Source organism: Leptolyngbya sp. PCC 6406 (assembly GCF_000332095.2).
Classification (GTDB): Bacteria; Cyanobacteriota; Cyanobacteriia; order Phormidesmidales; family Phormidesmidaceae; genus PCC-6406.
In genome coordinates this window covers 1-18024 of record NZ_KI913950.1, presented here as the reverse complement: position 1 = coordinate 18024, position 18024 = coordinate 1, and the positions used below count along the sequence as shown (strand labels likewise).

The following is an 18024-nucleotide window of genomic DNA, read 5'->3' as shown; positions in this document are numbered from 1 at the left end:
AGTACTGTTTTTCATTGAGATGGGTGAGAAGGGTAGTTTGGTAGAATGTAGGGAACATATTTGGTTGGGGGAGCTGTACTGAGGCTCCCTTTTTTTTGTCCCCTCCATTATCTCAAAACCCTGTACCGTATGACGTTGAGTGCCCTTGTCACCCGTTAAGGCGATTACCATTCCAAAGAATACGTTTATTGAAACGAATAAAATCAAAAGCCAAGCTTTTCAAAGGCAGCAGCCATACTTGTCTTTGATGGACTATCACCAGCTTTTTCCTTTTTCAAGTATTTTTGTGAATTCAAGGATTCTCCTTGCTTATAGTAGCGAATAAGCCTGATTGCCCAACCTAGAATAACAAGTATTTTCTCTGGATTGTCCTGATTGCTGAGAGGTTTTCTACAAGCTTTTTCAATCGCAGCATGATAATTAGAGGTATTGTGTTTGCCGTGACCTATACTCTTACTATTTTTCTTCAGTACCTCCAAGTAAATGGAAAAGGTTTTGCTGAAGTTCTCTCCTTTTTGATCAACAGATATTACTTTTTCTCGCAAGTAGCTAAGTACTTTCTTGAACTCCGTTTCGATTCCATCTTTCTGAGGATCTATCTGAAGCTGTTGCTCGGCAAGCTCCTGTGCAATCTTATGAGCAATCTGCCATTGGACATCCGTCAATTCCAGCGGTGTGATCTCAGTTGTCATGGCTAGTACATCCCCTCCGGCGCAGCGTTTTGAGTAGGCCAAGCCAGGATTTTGGCCAGCTCCTGCATCTGCTGCGGTTCAATCAGGTTGGTCTGGGCCTGGGCGATCGCCGTTTGCATAAACGCCTGCAAGGGCGCTCCCACCAGGAAATCGGACTCAGGCAAGATATATCGGGTATAGCGGTTTTTAGGGATAGCGGGCTTCTCAAGTAATTCAACCTTGACTGACAGACTGCCCATACCAATGGGCTTCCCCCCACCAACCTTCAGAGCCATGGGGTGATTTTCATCCTGACCCAGGATCACAAATATGGTCCCCAACTCCGCCTCTGTTAGGTTCTTAAATTGAAGCGCCGTTTTGAATATACAGCCCTGCTTTGCTTTCTGAGCGTCGAGGCCCTTTTTGTCCTTGCCATCAGGCGCTTTTTTAGAACTTACGGATTGGGTAGCGTGATAGTAAAATTTGCGCCCTGACACTTTGCCATTGTTGTCATACATCGGGTTTTTGGGCGCAGGTCCATAAAGAGATTGCATAAACTCCACATGAATATCGATTGATTGCCCGATAGCATCTGGGAAGGAGACTAACCCCTGCCATCCCATTGCCCCAAACACCCGGCAGGCGGGACATACATCAAACTTTTTCTGTTTGGCATTAATCTTGCATTCACTGTACCCTTCGGGAATTTTTTCTCGCCGGACTTTGGTTTTGCAGAGGCAACTGCAAGTTAATGCTTCATAGGCCGATCTCACCACACCCTTTAAGGAGCTACCTGGAATAATCAACTTGTTTTCCTGATGGACGGCTGTTTTAACGAGATCCACCCTGGGTAGCTGTACATCCCGCCCCATAGCAATTACCCCAGACGCTATAAAGGAGGCAGTTTGGGCGGTTAAGGTTAGATGCAACTTGCCACTCATCAGCTTGGGTCTGAACTGATCCTGACCAGCGGGGCGTTGGCGGTCAATGCCCTTAGCTGGCAGGGGAACCAGTCCATAGGGTTTATCTCCCGTGTCGGGAACTGGGTTTGGCGCAGCAGGTGCCGCCTCAGATTTAGGTCGAGGTCGTTTTTGACTGGGATCGGGCGGTTGAGGACGTGACGGTTTTTTGATCGGTTGTGGAGTGGCCATGGTTTACCTCTTAACCAGCGCAACAAAATGAACCGTTGCTGTTTGTTTATCTTGGAAATACCGCTGACCAATATCGATACCGTTAGCGGCAAGGCCCTTCGGGAAACGGGTCTCGGTGGAGGGATACACTTGGGCTTCGCGATCGCAGGTCACCCATTCTGTTTCTGAGTCGATGGGTTCAAAGCCAGTGATATCATCCGTGCTACTCAGAGCCAGCACGCTGTAGCCTTGCCCCTGGGCTTGCCAACGCAACTCGCGATCGCCATTAAACACTTGTCCCTCAGGGCTGGGAAAATCTTTGGGCAGCTCTCGACATAGGCCACTCACCTTGTGGGGCCAGCGCAGAAAAAAGCAGCGGTTATCTCCCATAATCTGATTCAGCAGGGTTTTGAGTTCCTCACTCGTACCCACCATTTTCGTGCCAACAAAACTCATGCCGCCACCCCCAGCAAACGACTCCAAGAGGAGACGGCACGGGTGAAGAGATCTTTGACTTGGATTGGGCCTGACCAAGTAGCCTGAACTCCAAAGTTCAAATCCATGGGTTGAGCCGCCACCGGGGTTTCCTCATGATCGGGTTTAGGAAAACCATAACGACTGGCTTCGTCGGCCTCCAAAAATTCCCCAGCGCCCAATAGGGTGGTGTGAGGCCAGCTTTGGGCAGCACCTAGGGCTTTAATCTGGCCTGCCTCTAAGACACAGCCGGGATACTGCACCACCGCAGAGTCGAGCTTGACTGACACCAAGCCCATACCCCGCGACTTGGCAAACCCTAAACCGAACCAGCCATCATCCAGATCCCGCAACACCAAACCCACCAGCCCTAACTGGGCCAGGGTGAAGTTCTTGAGGTGAATCTTGGTGCGAAACTCGCCAGCGGTACAGACCTGATAGTTAAATGGCCCCACCGCAACGGAACCAAACACCCGATCAATGGCGACCCCGTTACGCTCCTCAATTTTGAGTTGGGCACGATCTACGGGGTAAGCGTCCTCAATACGGGCGCGGCTGGAGATCGCCACACTGCCAAAGAACTGGTCGGTAAATGAGGACAGCCGATAAATGGTTTGGCTGTCTTTGACATTGTCCAGATATTGATAGCCCTTCAGGTCCAGCGGGTCACTGGCCCAAAGGCGACTGGCATCATCAGGGCGGCGATCGCTCCCCACCGTTCTGACAATCCGCTCGGCATGGGCACGTAAAGCCCCTTTTAGAGAACTACCAGGCAAATAAATCGAGCGTCCCCCGGCATGGAAGGTCTCGACAAATTCCATATCCGGTTTAGTGGGATCAGCGCCCTCTTTCCCAGACTTGATCAAGATCGGGCCGCAGGGAGTGAGGGTGAGATCAATGGTGCAGTGGTTTACAAATCGCTTATGCATGGGTTGCCTCCCTAGCCGCTAATTGAGTCAACTTTTCGAGTGTCTTTTGAGACCAGCTATTTTTCAGGGTTGCTATCTCTCCCGAAGTTTTGACATAGGCTTGAAGCTGACCATCAACCAAATTTTTCAAGTAGTCGATAAGATCCTGGGGGTTTTCAGGCTTAACCCAAATCATTTCATCCAATTTCAGCTTGACAACCCCTAAGCCACGAGAACAGCCTCCACCTAAGGGAATCATTTCGCTCTCAAACTGGTGTAGCCCAATCATTAGCAGCCCTAGCTCCCAGTCTTCGGCGTTTTCGACAACGGCTTTAAAGACAAAGGGCGTGCCCGCAGGAACTACTTGAAAGTCATAGAGTTTACCATCAGCGGCGGTTTCGGTATCCCGATCAATCGAAACCCCATCCCGTTCTTGATATTGGCCAAACCAGGTGTCAGGCAACACGGTCAGGTCTCGAACTTGGAATTTACTGGATAGCCAAGGGGAGCCAAATAATTGTGAGGCCAAGTCGGTCTCAGCTACAATCGCCGCTGTCAGAGTCGCATCATTTGTATGCTGCTTCTTCAGTGCGTCGATTTCCCCCTTCGTGAGGGACCATTCTTCTTCAATGGCTGGGTTGGCGACGAGTTTGCGATCGCTCCCTAAAATGCCCCTCAAAAAACTTTCCAGGCGCGATCGCAGTGCCCCTTTGAAACTGGAGCCAGGGATGAGCGGTTTCCCTAGGGAATCTTTGACCACTGGCAGGTCTGAACCGATGGGTTCCGTTGATCGCCCCTGGGAAATCCGGAGCGCCGTAACCGTCGTGAGGATGCCGCTAATCTCTAAACGGCTTTTAAAGATGTCAAACATAAATGGTGACCCGATGAAAATTAACGACGTTATTCACTATTGATCCCCTTAACTATCCGGTTTGTCCATCATTCAAATACTTTAGATAGCGCGCCCCATAGCCGAGATAACGGCGAATCAACTCAATATGAATAGCCGTTAAATCACCACTTTCAGTCTGCTTCGCAATGGCTTGGGCCGTCGTTTTAAGATTGGTGTCGATGTCATTAACGATGTGCTCAGCCAACGAACCAGGCCCCCGCCCCCACTTATCTCCTCGGCCAACTTGGTAGCGCAGGAAATTTTTGACCACTTCTGGGCTACTGGTGGTGTCTGAAACACTGACCAGATTACGAAACTGGGACTCTTCTAATTTGTCCTTATCCTTCTGGGCATTCTTTCCAGGCTTTTTATATGTCGCTGTATCCAGCGCCCCTTGGATCCAGCTCACCAGATCATCCTCTGCCTGACGGATGCCCTGCTGCACCTTTAGATCCCGCTGTTGCTCAGCACTAAATGTCATACCGCTGCCTCCCGAAAGACTTGGTGAAACTGATCGCAAACTTTTACCTGTCCGAACCCTTCTGGGGTGCGTTCGCCTACTCCTTTAATTTCCAATTCGGCTAGCGGGGATATCCACTGGTCCAACTGGGATGTACTCCATAGATAGACTGCCCCCCGTTGGGTGACCAACTCCACATCTTTCATCAGACCCCAGGCGGCATTCCAACCCGAGCAATAGTCATAGCTGCTGTAAACCGAGTGGAGTTGGAGTTGATCATCCCCAATACCCGCCATCTGGCAGAGCATGGCCGGAGACACTACCGTAGTGCGTCGCCATTGCTCAGTCAGAATGGCATCGGACTGCAAATCAAGGGTAAAAAACTGGCGATCGCTGGGCAAATCCTGAGTACCCCCATAGGCTTCTCCCCACTGCTGCCAGCGCTTTCTCAGTTCATGATTAAACGCCTCAATGCGTGTTGCAACTGGCGCGATCGAACTCGGTTCGCTGACTTGAATATCGACCTTACCTAAGCCCCGTGACGCAGAGCCCCCCAGCCGCCATTGTTGTTGCTCTAAATAAGTTGCCAACTGGCTTGCTAAGGTTGCATCTTCAAGGGCAATACTGCTGCTAAAGATAGTAGGTTGACCAGCCTTACCCTGGGTCTCGTTAATCACCTCAATGCTATACAGCACCTGCTCTTGAGCGGTGGCCCGACGGCGGTTGATCCCCACTCGGGTTAACAGGCGCGTATCCACACTCTGGGTTTGATACCGCCCATTTTCAATGGTGTAGAACTGACTATAGGGCTCAGCTCGATCTCCATTCAAACAACTGGGCTCATAGGGGTAGCCATGGCCTTCAGCGCAAAACCCATCGATTAAGGTGTCAAAAACGCCTTCGTTACCGCCCTTTTCGGACCGGAAGCCAGGGCTGGTTTTGGAGCTGACGGCTGTGGCTGGTAACACCAAGGCAGGTTGCCCTTGGAGACTGGGATAGGCATTGCTAAAAACCGCCGCGTCTTCGGTGGTAAAGAGTCGTTCAAAATCTCCACCGGGTTGTGCTAAATCTGTGGTTTCACCGGGGGTCTCATTGGCAGCGACTTGACGTAACATTTTGCCGGCGATCGCCCCCCTGATCACCGAACCAGGAATGTAAGTCTGGGCCTCACTGATGGAACCCCCTGGTTTTTGGCGACCAATGGCCAAGGGAGCACGGGCCGTAATAGTGAGTTGTAGTGTTGTCATGATCCTGCACCCTCCCTTAACGCATCCCAATCACTTGCCGTCACTGTGGGCTCAGGCAACTGCCAAGTCAACCAACCTAACCCAGCCGATTTGCTGCCTCCCAAGGCATGGATATGGTGGAGGGCTGCCCAGATCAGGGGTTGAGCCTGGGGCGGGCAATCCGGCTCTAGATGGATAAAACCCGTGAAAGGCAGTTGCACATTCACCGGAGAGGTTTCCAAAAAGTAGAGTTTTTGGTCTTCAGCGGTGCGGCGACGGCGGTTGAGGGTGACACCGGGACGCAACACCTCCGGCAGGTTGACGGGTTCGACTTCGCAGATCAGGTCATCCACCCCAATGCGAGAAGGCAAAGCCGGATTGCCAAACAGTTGGCAGATCAGGCAGTGATGCTGGGGACGACCATCGGCGAATTGCTGGTAGGGGAGTTGGTAGTCTGCTCGCCGAAATGGAGAGCCTTCTGGGAGCCCCATTTGAGGACACATGGTTTGGGCCACAGGGGATTCGCAAATCGGCCAGAGTAACCCACGGGCTAACTTTTCACATTCATGACGCAGACGCCCCTTCAGTTGGGAGCCAGGGATGAGAAGCTGCCCTTGGTGATTGCGGATAATAGGCTTATCGGCTAAGGATCCGGATGAGCCTCCGGCTCCGACACAGAGGGCGCTGTCAATCAAGGCTGTAATCGGCAGGCTTGTGGTCTGCTGAGATAAATCCTGAGTCAAGCTACTGAGCCGCACCATTACTGCACCTCCTGATGAGTGGCCGTTAGTCCTGCCGATGCTAGTTGCGGCTCATCAATAAAGGGATAGAGATCCACTAATTCCCGCCAGATGGTTTCGTAGGTGGGTACATACTCTGGGTCTTGACGTTCCGCTTCGGTCGGCTCTACGTAAATCCAGGGCACTAGGTTGCCGTCGTTGGTTTTAGCTTGGCACCAGGCATCCTCAAATTCCGCCTTGAGTTTAGCTTTGGCCTCCTTGTTGTTCAGCCGTGACCAAAAGTAACGGTAGTTGAGCATGGCGGTGCGTTTACCCCGTTCGAGTAAGGTTCGGATTTGATACAGCTGCGATCGCGGGAAATTAGCCTGCTTCAGGGCTTGAGCCGTTTCTAAAAGTCCACCAATTTCATGGAGGGTGTAGGGCGCACCATAGAGTTTGAGGTGGGGCTGGGTGCCAAAGATCAAGCCATCTTCCCGAAAGCGACTGACGGTAGAAGACAGCATCGTCACCGCTTTCATCACCAAAAAGTCGATGGTGCCGCCCTGGTAGCCATATTCTTTTTTCAGGTGTTTAGCCTGTTTCTTGGCAGACTTGAGTAATTGGTTGGTTAGGTTCTCGGCGTAGTAGATGGGGGTGTTCTCAGCGGTGACCAATACCCCTGCCGACATACTGAGTTGGCAAATCGCAGGCTTTGCAGTGGTGGGGCGGTAGCGATGAATGGCTGACAGTGCCTCCTGAGAGGGGGTTTGGGTGAGGCCAAAGGCAGGATTCTGCTCAACCAGCAACACCTCGAACTGTTCGCTTAGGGTTTGGGCGATCGCCAACGCTTGGTTGGCAGGCACCACTAACATCACGTCGTCACCGCCAATGGTCAGAATCTCAAAGGGATGCACCCACACACCGTTGCGGTCTGCACTCTCTGGATCGGTAATGCCGTGGAGTTGATGGGGGTGCAGATGAGTCTTGAGCGCCTGGTAAACCGCGTGCTCAGTTGCAACCGAAACGACGGCGCTGAATTGTTGGTATTCCTCAGCGGTGGTAATGGTTTGGATATAGCCCCCCATGTTGTTGCCGTCGGCATAGATGTAGGCCACGAAACCCTGGCTGGCGTTGCCGATCTCCCGCAGCGATCGCGCTTCTTCTGGACGGCAGTGGTCAGGATCATATTGAGGCCATTGCCCCTGTTCCGTCAGAAAGTCTTCGAACCGGCGCGTCCAGCTTTCTAAGCGCCCAGGCTGCCAACCAAATTGCTCTTGGGTAAACCAGCCGGTGCGTTGGGTTTCTCGTTTGACTTTTTGGCCCACAATCCGCTTTCGGGCCGTGGCATCAGAGAACCGGGGCTCTCCCGGTAACTGTTTCGCCTGGGATACCGCCAAACGACGTTCGGGGCCATCTCGTCGCCCGTAGGGATGGGTTTCAAACATGGGGGGATAGCGACGGCTGGGTCGTTCCGTAGCAAAGCGATCGTCTCCACTGCGTCGTTGATTAAACCGCACCGCTAAGCGCCGCACCAGTTCGTTAAAGCTCTTGCGTTCTTTGAACTGTGTGGTTAGATCTGCCCCTACTTGACCAAAGCTGGCCGTTACTAGGGGATGGGCAGGGTTCTGGCGATACCACTCCAGCCATGGAGTTTGGCTGATGTCGTCTTTGAGTAACCCGAAACGCAGCTCCAAAAAGCGAAAACTATCTCCAACGGCACAGGAATTGGCCGTCAAGGTTTCAGCGGTATAGCGCTTCTCGATCGCATTGGCGAGATCGTCAACGTAGGCGACGGGGCAAAAGGCCAGGATATTGCCGCCCGTGGAGTAAACAATCAGCTCAGGAATCAGGGCTTGGGCAAGGCCGAGGTTCCCATCCTGGGCAGGAAAGTTCTCGGTCAACCAAAGTTGGGATGGGGCTTCATCATCAGCAAAGAAACCCGGTAGGTCAACTAAATTGATCCGATCCAACAAAGCCGATGCGCCGCGAATATCCTGTAATTTAGAGGCTTCAAACACATACTGCTTAATCTTGGTGGCTCCGCCGTAAACCAGGCCGATTTTAGACTCCCAAAGCGCTGCGTGCTCTGTGGCTAGGGCGGTTAGGGCTTCCAGGGTTTCGGGGTAGGGCAAGGTGTCGAGATCACGCACCTGCTCAACGGCAGATGCCACCGCTTCCGGCACCGGCTCACCCGCCAACATCGCCTGCCGCATGTGTTGCAAAACTGGGATGCTGACTTGAGGGGTTTTGGTCTCCCCCCAAGCTAGACACCAAGCCAAACCAACGGGGATAGGGGATGAATGGGAAACCGGTCTCGTCTGTGGATTAACCATATCTTCGCTATAGATGGAAGGGTCTCAATCTCTGCCGATCAGGTTGGGAATATATGCTAGGTCAGAAAGCTTCGGTAGGCTTTAAGGCTGAAGACTTTTATCCATAAGCTTTCTGATATCACCAATGCCGCTGGTTTAGTTCTCAAGGGTAGTTCTCAAGGAATGATCGATCGCACCCCCTCCCACAACACCTCCGGCACCCGCGTCTCGGTCCCTGATACCCACGGCCCACAGGTCATCTCCAGGAAAGGTTCTCGTCGATGAATAATTTCGACTGGGTCTAAAGTACTCGCGACAACCGCTAGACAGCGGAGATTACCGCGATCTCTACAGAATTCGTGCCACGGGTTCACTTGATTTGGCTGGGCACTGATGATCAGATAGTGGGAGCAGGCTTCAAGCACCGGCAGTTTCTCTGGCTGTACCCGGCCCCCCACATCCACAATCACCAGATCCTTCTGGCGGCGCAGTTGCAAAATCGCCTGGGCCTGATTCGGGTAAAAGTGCTGGGTCAGTTCCCCCTTGTAGGCCAACTTGAAGGTTTCGAGATCGTCTGCGGTGGCCGTTGCGGGCAACTCCAAAATCCAGTTACCCTCCCCGTCCCACTGCGCCCGCTGGAGAAAGACATCGGGACACTCAGGTAAGAGAGCCTTGAACAGGGCATGGCTAAGGACCGACTTGCCGCTGTGGCACTGTCCTGTTAAGGGGTGATCCATTCAAATCCTCTGGATAAGAGGATCTCAGAGATTTTCAGTGGGCGCTGAATGAATCCCATTGCCATTGCTGGTGTTCTGGCTTTGCCTAAACTCCAATGGGGCCGCACCCAGTTGTGAATCAGGCGCTGTACATTTAAAGCCCGCTGCAATCCTTCTAACTGCTTAGCGTAGTGGTTCTGACGTCTTCGATAGGCCGTTGCTCGACGCCTCAAGGCACTGTTAAAGGCTTCAAGGTGATTGGCATGAACCTCTGCTATGGAACTCATCGCTGTCCAGGGATGCTCCACTTGGAGCCACTCCACCCGGGCCTTGCCTTGAGAGCCTTTGATCTTGATGGCCACTTCTAAACCTTCACGCCAGACCTTCTGATAGGGATATGCCTCTGAGGTCAGGTGGCTCGGTAGATAGACGCTGGCCAGTTTCCACAATTCCTTGCCATAGCGCCGCTCGCCATCGGTAAACCATCGAATCCAAGCACTGGACACAGCCCACTGCCAGGCCCGCTCCACCCCCTGCTCAAACAACTGAGCCGCCTTGAGTCCCGCACTGGCTTCTAGCCAGTAACGACTCTCTCGCTCAATGAAGCTGATCGTCCAGCCTTCTGAGGCTTCGGGGGGAAGGTTCTCTCCCACCCGGGTATAGAGTTCATCGCCCTCTATGGTGACTTCTCCGCCCTCAGGTGCAGGGGGAGACCAGGCGGGCAGATGAGATGATAAGCGCTCTTCCCAAGCGCTAATACTGCTCGGGGATGTCCCCACGACCCTAGCGGCGGCTCTGATGCCAAGACCTTCGCCTCTGGCATTCAGGGCCATCTCTACCGTGGCTGCTGGCGTTCGTAGGCGGGCCATCGGGGTACCGCTACGTTCATTGAAGCGACGGCCACACGTCTTACAGAGGTAGCGTTGCACGACTTGATCGCTCTTCAAGGTTTTGCTACCGTTCTTGACGACCTCTTCACTCTGGCAATAAATACAGTGCATTGGGCTTAAGGCTTGCTGCATCTACAGTCTAGCTCTCACCCCCTAAGCTGACAGTGCCGCCGCTGTCGGGCGGCCCCACCACCAGGAGCGCTGGCCCCAATCGCGGTCGCCCTTGGGAGAGGTGCAACGGAATCACTTGGCCAACCCGCACCTGGCGGGAATGGGTGGTCACCACCACGGCCCCCAGCCGGGGGTCATAACAGGCTACCCAAGCGGTGGGATGCAGCTCATGGACCAGGTAGGTATAGAGCCAGATTGGCCCTCGCCCCGTGATCATCACCCCCGCAGTGGTATCAATCCCTGGGGGCAGGGTGAGCGATCGCAAATCCCCAGGGGCGATCAAGCGATCGGGACTGGTGAGCGCAATGGAGAGCACCTGAAACCGCAGACCCTCCAATGTTTGCATCGGCCCCAGACTTAAGGCAATCGGACTGAGGTTGGGATCGCTCACCGCTTAGGCTCCCATCAGAACGCCCCCAGTATAGACTGAGGTTTGAAGAGGGGTCTTCCAATGAATAAACGATTCGACTATCCCCCCAGTCCAGCGGTGTTGCAGGGGTTGAGCGGGGGGCAACTGGCCAGTCGATGGCAGCGGGTGGTGCGGCTGTGGTGGCTACTGCGATCGCTCTATGGCGGTGAAACCCCCTGGGGTCAGCACCTACCTGACCCTTTTCGCTATGGGGATTTGCGATCGCGGCTGTTTGCCCCCAGCCATGGCACGGCGGACCCAGCGGCGGTGTCGGTGTTGACGGCGGCCTGTCGGGATGGGGGCTGTGTCTGTCAAAAGTCGATTCAGGCGTTGATTGTGGAGCAGGTGCCCGATTGGGATCAGCCCGATTGGCAGGCAGAGATGGCTCAGTTGGGGCTCGACCCAGGGCAGCTTGATTTGACCGCCAAGCCCTTTGCCGCTGTGCATCGTTCTATTCGGGATGACCTCAAGGCCCTGGTGGCACAAGGGTGGTTACGCTCGGCGGGACGGGGGCAATTTCAGACGGTGCCTGCTACCCAGTGGCCCCCCCTGCCTGGGCTGGCCCCAGCCGCCTCGGGGTTGGGGTTCTCGACCACTGAAACCTGGGAGTTGTTATCGGCCTTGCAGGCGATCGCTTTTGTGCAGCCGAACTTAGAGGTGATCATTAGCCGTCTGTGGGAGCACGTTACCGCGACTCCAGAGCAGCACCGCAGCGGATGGCCAACGGAGCCGACTCGGCGGATTTTTGTCCATTTGGACTACATTTTGCCACCGGAGGCACAGGAGCGCATCGACAGCCATCAGGAGGTAATCGAGCGGCTATGGCACCGCCCCGATGGTGGGGTGATTCAGTTTGAGAATTTCCTCGCCCGCCAGGGTCGCACGGCGACGGTGACGGTGTATCCGGTTTGTTTGCACTATGCGCGGCGGGCCAAGTATCTCAGTGCCTATGGGCTCGACCCGGATGGGCGGGTGGGCTGGCATAACTATCGCCTCGATCGCATTGTGTCGGAGCGGCTGCGGGTGTTGCCCTGGGGGGATCCGGCGATTCCGGCGGCGCTGAAGCAGTTGCGGGACTGTGGGGAGTTGCCGACCCCCGCCGATGTGGAGGCGGCCCTGGATCAGGCTTGGGGGTTTAATTTTTACTTACCGAAGGGGTGGCTGTTGATGCGGTTTACCCCGACCTTTGCCCGCTGGTATGTGGATGACACGGAACGGCACCCCACGTTTGAGCGGGTGAGCTACGGGGAGGCGCGATCGCGGGTGCGGCAATATGTGCCCCCGGCGGAGCAGGCGGCGGTGTTGGCGGTGCTGGCGCGGCGAACGCCCCAGGATGTGTACTATGCGGGCTGGGTGCGGCTGGGGGATATCAATGTGGTGATGCGCCTGCGGGACTGGCGACCCCAGGGGGAAGCGATCGCGCCGTGGGGGTTGCGGCAGCAGATGGCCCAGGAGGCGCAGCGGGAGATGGCTCACTATGAAGGGTGAGAATCTTGGGGATTTTGGTAGTTTTGTGGCAAAAATTGGCAGGGGTGGCTATGATGATGCGCAAAGCTCCCAAATCTGAGGGGGTCTACCGATCCTTGAAAACCGCATAGCTTTGTCAACCCCCTCAGAACCCTTGCGTAGCAAGGGTTTGAGTTCTGTTTCCAGAGGGGTTATTGATAGCAATTCTCAATTATTTGACCTTCGGTTAGACCCCCTCAGATTTAGGGGGTTGAAACCCTTACACAGCAAGGGTTCTAGATCGGGGGGGTTCAAAATCCCTTACCCCGAAAGGGGACGGAAACATGGTGAAATCGCCCTTATCGGTTTCTACCCGAAACGTTCAAAATCCCTTACCCCGAAAGGGGACGGAAACTGAGTGCTGTTGGCAGAAAGCGGTCACAGTGTTTGTTCAAAATCCCTTACCCCGAAAGGGGACGGAAACACCGGAGTGTTATTAGGTCCTACATAGTCCACGAGACGGTTCAAAATCCCTTACCCCGAAAGGGGACGGAAACTGGCTTTTCTTCTGTCCCTTGATACCGTGCCTCATCGTTCAAAATCCCTTACCCCGAAAGGGGACGGAAACCCAATGGCTGCTCCTACTGTGACATCAATGAAGTGTTCAAAATTCCTTACCCCGAAAGGGGACGGAAACGCGAGTGCAGTAGCTAGAAGCCACTCCACCGAACCAGTTCAAAATCCCTTACCCCGAAAGGGGACGGAAACAGGGGGTTGTTTTGGTCCCAACCGTACACCTCGAGTTCAAAATCCCTTACCCCGAAAGGGGACGGAAACGGTAGGGGTTTGACACTTACGACTGGAACTGGATCGTTCAAAATCCCTTACCCCGAAAGGGGACGGAAACCTTGAAACGCTTCTCGGATCTGGGGTTCAAGCAAGAACCACCGTTCAAAATCCCTTACCCCGAAAGGGGACGGAAACGGGTGACGGCTCCCGTCCTCGTCACTGTAGTCCGGTTCAAAATCCCTTACCCCGAAAGGGGACGGAAACCCGCCGCCATTCCATGGAAAGTCATGGCGAATGCAAAAGTGGTTCAAAATCCCTTACCCCGAAAGGGGACGGAAACAGTCACAGTCGACTATGATGGGGCCCACTATTGTGGTTCAAAATCCCTTACCCCGAAAGGGGACGGAAACCCCATGTCACCCAAGTCGTTTCGCAACGAGGTGATGACGTTCAAAATCCCTTACCCCGAAAGGGGACGGAAACCCATTGGTATTCCCGGTCGCGCACGATTGCCCGACTCGTTCAAAATCCCTTACCCCGAAAGGGGACGGAAACCCTTTCCACCGTGGAATTTCTTCAGATCCGAACAGGGTTCAAAATCCCTTACCCCGAAAGGGGACGGAAACCAGGTCTGTATTCTGTCGCCTTCGAAGGCGGCCGGTTCAAAATCCCTTACCCCGAAAGGGGACGGAAACGTCTCTAGGCAGTCGCCTTAGAGAGTTGGCCCCTGTTGACCGTTCAAAATCCCTTACCCCGAAAGGGGACGGAAACGATTTCTCTGGCTTCGTCGCAGGCTTCGTCACTGGTTCAAAATCCCTTACCCCGAAAGGGGACGGAAACCTCATTTTCCGGATCAGTGTCAATACAGCCGTTACCTCGTTCAAAATCCCTTACCCCGAAAGGGGACGGAAACAATTTGATCTTGAAGAAGGCGTTGGAGCCCTTCAAAGTTCAAAATCCCTTACCCCGAAAGGGGACGGAAACCAGCTTCGGGTTCTGGAGATCCTTCTTCAGCTGGAGCCGTTCAAAATCCCTTACCCCGAAAGGGGACGGAAACGCCTCCTCCTTAGAAGGCTGGCGGTCGTCGCCTCCAGACGTTCAAAATCCCTTACCCCGAAAGGGGACGGAAACCGTATCGTTCAGCTGCCCGTTGTTCGACCGACCAGGTTCAAAATCCCTTACCCCGAAAGGGGACGGAAACTGCTGTTGGCCTACCTGGATGGTCGTCGTATCTCCAGGTTCAAAATCCCTTACCCCGAAAGGGGACGGAAACCCACGATTGGTGCTCAGGGGGGCAACAATCCGGGAAGTTCAAAATCCCTTACCCCGAAAGGGGACGGAAACTCTTCAGTGGCATATCCACCAGCCAGGGTTTGGCATGCCGTTCAAAATCCCTTACCCCGAAAGGGGACGGAAACCCGATAACCATCGACGCAATGAGCCAAAGCGCCATGTTCAAAATCCCTTACCCCGAAAGGGGACGGAAACGCCAGAGTCAGGGCAATAGCCACCCACACAATTGCTGTTCAAAATCCCTTACCCCGAAAGGGAACGGAAACGACGGGGAATCAGAAATCAGAAGCCTGCCCTGAGCTGGTCGAAGGGGCAGAAGGATGAATGGGATTCGGGTGAGGACTTGAAAGTCTTCTCACTCAGGAACTTATCTCAACCGTCGCACCATCCTAAACACCCCACCAGCCACCTTTTCTGCCTTCTGCCTTGAGTTCTGCCTTGCCTTTTCCCCTGAAAGTAAGCACGCTACAATCCCCTCATCCCAATCAGCATCGACAGTATGTCCGCACCTGAGCGGTTAGAAATGTCCCTCGCTAAGGCAGAGTATTTGTTGACCCGTGCCGCTGCACCGGGTCAAGGAGGAGATAAGCAGAACTTCTGGCGCAATATCCTTGCCTTTGACTCAGCCGCAGCTATTCGCAATGCCATCCTCAGAGAAGTCTCAGTGGATATGCTAGAACCCAAAGGCAAGAGCCCCTTTGGAGAGCGCTATCAAGCTCAAATTCGGGTGACGGGTGCCAATGGCCTCTCTCGACCGATCTTGACCGCGTGGATAGTTCGATCAGGAGAGGACACCGCCCGCTTTGTAACCGCCGTGCCCACCCGTAGAAAGAAGAAGCAGCCATGAAATTCAAGCTTTTTGATACGGTTCAGCTCACCGAATCGATCGCGACCTCAGACGATTCCCACCTTCCCCTCGATACCATTGGTACAGTGGTAGAGATCCTGAATGATGGCGAAAATGGTGGCGAGGCTTACCTGGTCGAACTCTTTGGGGATTGGGTCAAGTACGACTCAGACGAAAACCTGATCGCAACGGATCGCAACGATCCAGATGCCTTCATCGAAACCCTAGCGGTTGCAATGGTTTCTCCCCATCAGATTCGCTTACTCAAACCCGCCTCAGAAACCGTTGGCATCCGTGCCCAACTGCTTGCCCTGATTGAAGAGTTGTCAGACCCCCTCTTGCAGGAAATCGCTGACTTTGCTGAATTTCTCAAACAAAAGGTAGCCTGATCTGCCCCTTCCGCTTTGCGACGACAACCCTAGCTAGCTCAGAAACTTTGCTGGGATCGCCCGTACTAACCCCGAAAACTTCAGCACTTTTGCCAACATCAGCGCCATTTCCCCTAGGGAAATCTGAGGAGGAACGGCATCCCCTCCGCTGGAGTTCCACCATGGCACTACTTTACCTGACGCAACAGGGCACCCAACTACGCAAAGACTACGGACGGTTTGTGGTGCAATTGCCCGATGCTGACGCCATTGAGGTGCCGATCAAAGAGGTGGAGCATGTCTGCCTGTTTGGCAACATTCAACTCAGCACGTCTGCTATTTCCACCTGTCTGTACCACCACATCCCCGTGGTTTTCCTATCGCAAACGGGCAGCTACAAGGGGCATCTGTGGAGCGCTGAAGACAGTCAACAACAGACCCAGGCGCTTCAGTACGAACGGTTTTCGCAACCCCAGTTTCAGTGGGCTATGGCCCAAGCCATTGTCCGGGGCAAGCTCTGGAATTCTCGCCAACTGTTGTTGAAGCTGAATCGTCGTCACCCGCTAGAGACTGTAGCTGCCGCTGCCCAGGGCATTAACCGCGATCGCCGTGCCGCCACCAACCTTACCTTAGAGACCGATAGCCTCAACAGCCTGCGGGGCTACGAGGGTGCCGCCGCCGCCCGCTACTTTTTGGCCCTGGGGCAGTTGCTCAAACATCCCGATTTCACCCTGACCCAGCGCACTCGCCGCCCGCCCACTGACCCGGTGAATTCGCTACTGAGCTTCGGTTATACCCTCCTGTTCAACAATGTGTTGAGTCTGCTACGGGTCGAGGGGGTCAACCCCTACCTGGGCAATCTGCACCGCTCCGATCGCCCAGAGGCCCAGCTTGCCTTTGACCTAATGGAGGAGTTCCGCTCCCCCATTGTCGATACCCTAGTCGTCCAATTAATCAACCAGGGGGTGTTTACCCTGGAGGATTTCACCCCACCCAATGCCGAGGGCGGGGTCTACCTGGCAGACCCCGCCCGTAAGCGCTTTTTGCAAGGGTTTGAAGGGCGGATTATGACCCCATCCGCCACCCCGACAGCCCCAAACCTGTGCCCTATCGCCAGGTGATCGTGCTGCAAATTCGGCGCTACAAACGGTGTTTGCAAACGGGCGATTGCTACGAACCCTTCCGGCGGGTGACCTGATGCTGACCCTAGTGGTGTACGACATTGCCGACAATCGCCGCCGCAACAAGCTGGCCAAATTCCTAGAGGGCCAAGGGCGACGGGTGCAAGAGAGCGTCTTTGAATGTTTTGGCACGCTGGATGAAATGCAGCGCCTCCACCGCCAGGTGCTGCACCGCACTCACCCCGATGAAGACAATGTCCGGTTTTATTGGATTCCCGCTGGGGCGATGGCCAAGGCTCTCACCATTGGCAGCGACCCACCGACCCCGCCGCCCCAAGCCTATTTTCTGTAGGGAAGTTCCATGGACTTTTTGGGCTGTGACCCATACACTGGTTAGCAAGTTATGGTGAACACCACACACCTACCCTGCACCTAGAAAACTGCATAGTTACGTTAACCTTCGTGGATCGTTGATTCCGTATGGGTTACAGTCTTTGACAAAGGGCTAAAATTGCCAACAACGGATGTTTGTTGACAGGTCTCTCCCCCCTCTGTGGTTTCAGAGGCTGCAAGCCAGTATCCACAAGGCTTTGAAAATGAGGAGATTCATCTCCCATTCCCCGCAAGGGGACGGAAACTTTATAGGCTCACTCCGCCCGTCATGGTTGCAAAGCAAGGAGATTCATCTCCCATTCCCCGCAAGGGGACGGAAACTACGACGTTACGGTAGGTCTTGCGTAGGGCTTTCCCTAGATTCATCTCCCATTCCCCGCAAGGGGACGGAAACTTGACGAATGATCTTCCCCGTCTATACGCCTTTACACTGATTCATCTCCCATTCCCCGCAAGGGGACGGAAACCCGTGGCTCGATACCGCTGCCCTTGAATCTCATACTCGATTCATCTCCCATTCCCCGCAAGGGGACGGAAACATGAGCGAAGCATAGGGTTGATGCAGGGTGATTATTTTCATGGTGATTCATCTCCCATTCCCCGCAAGGGGACGGAAACATCCCGGTGCTTTTTGCTGATCACCACCTCTAGCGGTACCGAGATTCATCTCCCATTCCCCGCAAGGGGACGGAAACTACATAAAGCTCCGGAAACTGCGCTTGCAGGTAGGTGCGGCGCGATTCATCTCCCATTCCCCGCAAGGGGACGGAAACCATCGGTGGCCCCATC

Annotated in this window: 17 protein-coding genes; 5 read left to right on the top strand and 12 right to left on the bottom strand. The window is 54.2% G+C overall.

What is annotated here, in order from left to right; translation table 11 throughout:
- Positions 1-203: 203 nt before the first annotated feature.
- From LEP6406_RS29630 to crn3, 12 genes are all read right to left on the bottom strand, one after another.
- Positions 204-692, bottom strand: coding sequence for a hypothetical protein (locus LEP6406_RS29630; RefSeq protein WP_008308383.1), 489 nt, complete (start codon positions 690-692; stop codon positions 204-206).
- Positions 693-694: 2 nt separating this feature from the next.
- Entirely contained in the window at positions 695-1612 is a 918-nt protein-coding gene (locus LEP6406_RS0224575) for an RAMP superfamily CRISPR-associated protein (protein WP_409978153.1), read from the bottom strand.
- 213 nt (positions 1613-1825) lie between these two features.
- On the bottom strand, positions 1826-2257 hold the full coding sequence (locus tag LEP6406_RS0224570) for a hypothetical protein (protein WP_008308387.1): 432 nt from the start codon (positions 2255-2257) through the stop codon (positions 1826-1828).
- Positions 2254-3204: an RAMP superfamily CRISPR-associated protein gene (locus tag LEP6406_RS0224565; protein ID WP_008308389.1), complete on the bottom strand. Its 951-nt coding sequence runs from the start codon at positions 3202-3204 to the stop codon at positions 2254-2256. The genes LEP6406_RS0224570 and LEP6406_RS0224565 overlap by 4 nt, the downstream gene beginning before the upstream one ends.
- Positions 3197-4054, bottom strand: coding sequence for a type III CRISPR-associated RAMP protein Csx7 (csx7, locus tag LEP6406_RS0224560; protein ID WP_008308391.1), 858 nt, complete (start codon positions 4052-4054; stop codon positions 3197-3199). The genes LEP6406_RS0224565 and csx7 overlap by 8 nt, the downstream gene beginning before the upstream one ends.
- A 52-nt stretch (positions 4055-4106) precedes the next feature.
- Positions 4107-4556, bottom strand: coding sequence for a hypothetical protein (locus LEP6406_RS0224555; RefSeq protein ID WP_008308394.1), 450 nt, complete (start codon positions 4554-4556; stop codon positions 4107-4109).
- Positions 4553-5782 (bottom strand): type III-D CRISPR-associated RAMP protein Csx10, encoded by a 1230-nt coding sequence (gene csx10 / locus LEP6406_RS0224550; protein WP_008308396.1) that lies wholly within the window; start codon positions 5780-5782, stop codon positions 4553-4555. Before csx10 ends, LEP6406_RS0224555 begins: the two co-directional genes overlap by 4 nt.
- Positions 5779-6522, bottom strand: coding sequence for an RAMP superfamily CRISPR-associated protein (locus LEP6406_RS0224545; RefSeq protein WP_008308398.1), 744 nt, complete (start codon positions 6520-6522; stop codon positions 5779-5781). Before LEP6406_RS0224545 ends, csx10 begins: the two co-directional genes overlap by 4 nt.
- Positions 6522-8693 carry a type III-B CRISPR-associated protein Cas10/Cmr2 gene (cas10, locus tag LEP6406_RS29625; protein ID WP_008308400.1) on the bottom strand — a complete coding sequence of 724 codons (2172 nt, stop codon included), beginning with the start codon at positions 8691-8693 and terminating at the stop codon, positions 6522-6524. The genes LEP6406_RS0224545 and cas10 overlap by 1 nt, the downstream gene beginning before the upstream one ends.
- 275 nt (positions 8694-8968) lie before the next feature.
- Positions 8969-9529, bottom strand: coding sequence for a hypothetical protein (locus LEP6406_RS29620; RefSeq protein ID WP_008308402.1), 561 nt, complete (start codon positions 9527-9529; stop codon positions 8969-8971).
- Positions 9514-10509, bottom strand: coding sequence for an IS1/IS1595 family N-terminal zinc-binding domain-containing protein (locus LEP6406_RS32420; protein ID WP_081748042.1), 996 nt, complete (start codon positions 10507-10509; stop codon positions 9514-9516). The genes LEP6406_RS29620 and LEP6406_RS32420 overlap by 16 nt, the downstream gene beginning before the upstream one ends.
- Positions 10510-10537: 28 nt before the next feature.
- On the bottom strand, positions 10538-10960 hold the full coding sequence (gene crn3 / locus LEP6406_RS0224520) for a CRISPR-associated ring nuclease Crn3/Csx3 (protein WP_008318554.1): 423 nt from the start codon (positions 10958-10960) through the stop codon (positions 10538-10540).
- A 60-nt stretch (positions 10961-11020) separates the two neighbouring features.
- Between crn3 and LEP6406_RS0224515 the strand changes: the two genes are divergently transcribed.
- From LEP6406_RS0224515 to cas2, 5 genes are all read left to right on the top strand, one after another.
- Positions 11021-12466, top strand: coding sequence for a TIGR03985 family CRISPR-associated protein (locus tag LEP6406_RS0224515; RefSeq protein WP_008318552.1), 1446 nt, complete (start codon positions 11021-11023; stop codon positions 12464-12466).
- A gap of 2539 nt (positions 12467-15005) precedes the next feature.
- The gene (locus LEP6406_RS0224505) at positions 15006-15353 is read left to right on the top strand and encodes a DUF6883 domain-containing protein (RefSeq protein ID WP_008318685.1); all 348 of its coding nucleotides are present in this window, start codon (positions 15006-15008) and stop codon (positions 15351-15353) included.
- Positions 15350-15742 carry a DUF2281 domain-containing protein gene (locus tag LEP6406_RS0224500; RefSeq protein WP_008318682.1) on the top strand — a complete coding sequence of 131 codons (393 nt, stop codon included), beginning with the start codon at positions 15350-15352 and terminating at the stop codon, positions 15740-15742. Before LEP6406_RS0224505 ends, LEP6406_RS0224500 begins: the two co-directional genes overlap by 4 nt.
- A gap of 161 nt (positions 15743-15903) precedes the next feature.
- Positions 15904-16842 carry a CRISPR-associated endonuclease Cas1 gene (cas1, locus tag LEP6406_RS29610; protein WP_008318678.1) on the top strand — a complete coding sequence of 313 codons (939 nt, stop codon included), beginning with the start codon at positions 15904-15906 and terminating at the stop codon, positions 16840-16842.
- A 46-nt stretch (positions 16843-16888) separates the two neighbouring features.
- On the top strand, positions 16889-17194 hold the full coding sequence (gene cas2 / locus LEP6406_RS0224490) for a CRISPR-associated endonuclease Cas2 (RefSeq protein ID WP_263971270.1): 306 nt from the start codon (positions 16889-16891) through the stop codon (positions 17192-17194).
- The last annotated feature ends 830 nt before the right edge of the window (positions 17195-18024 follow it).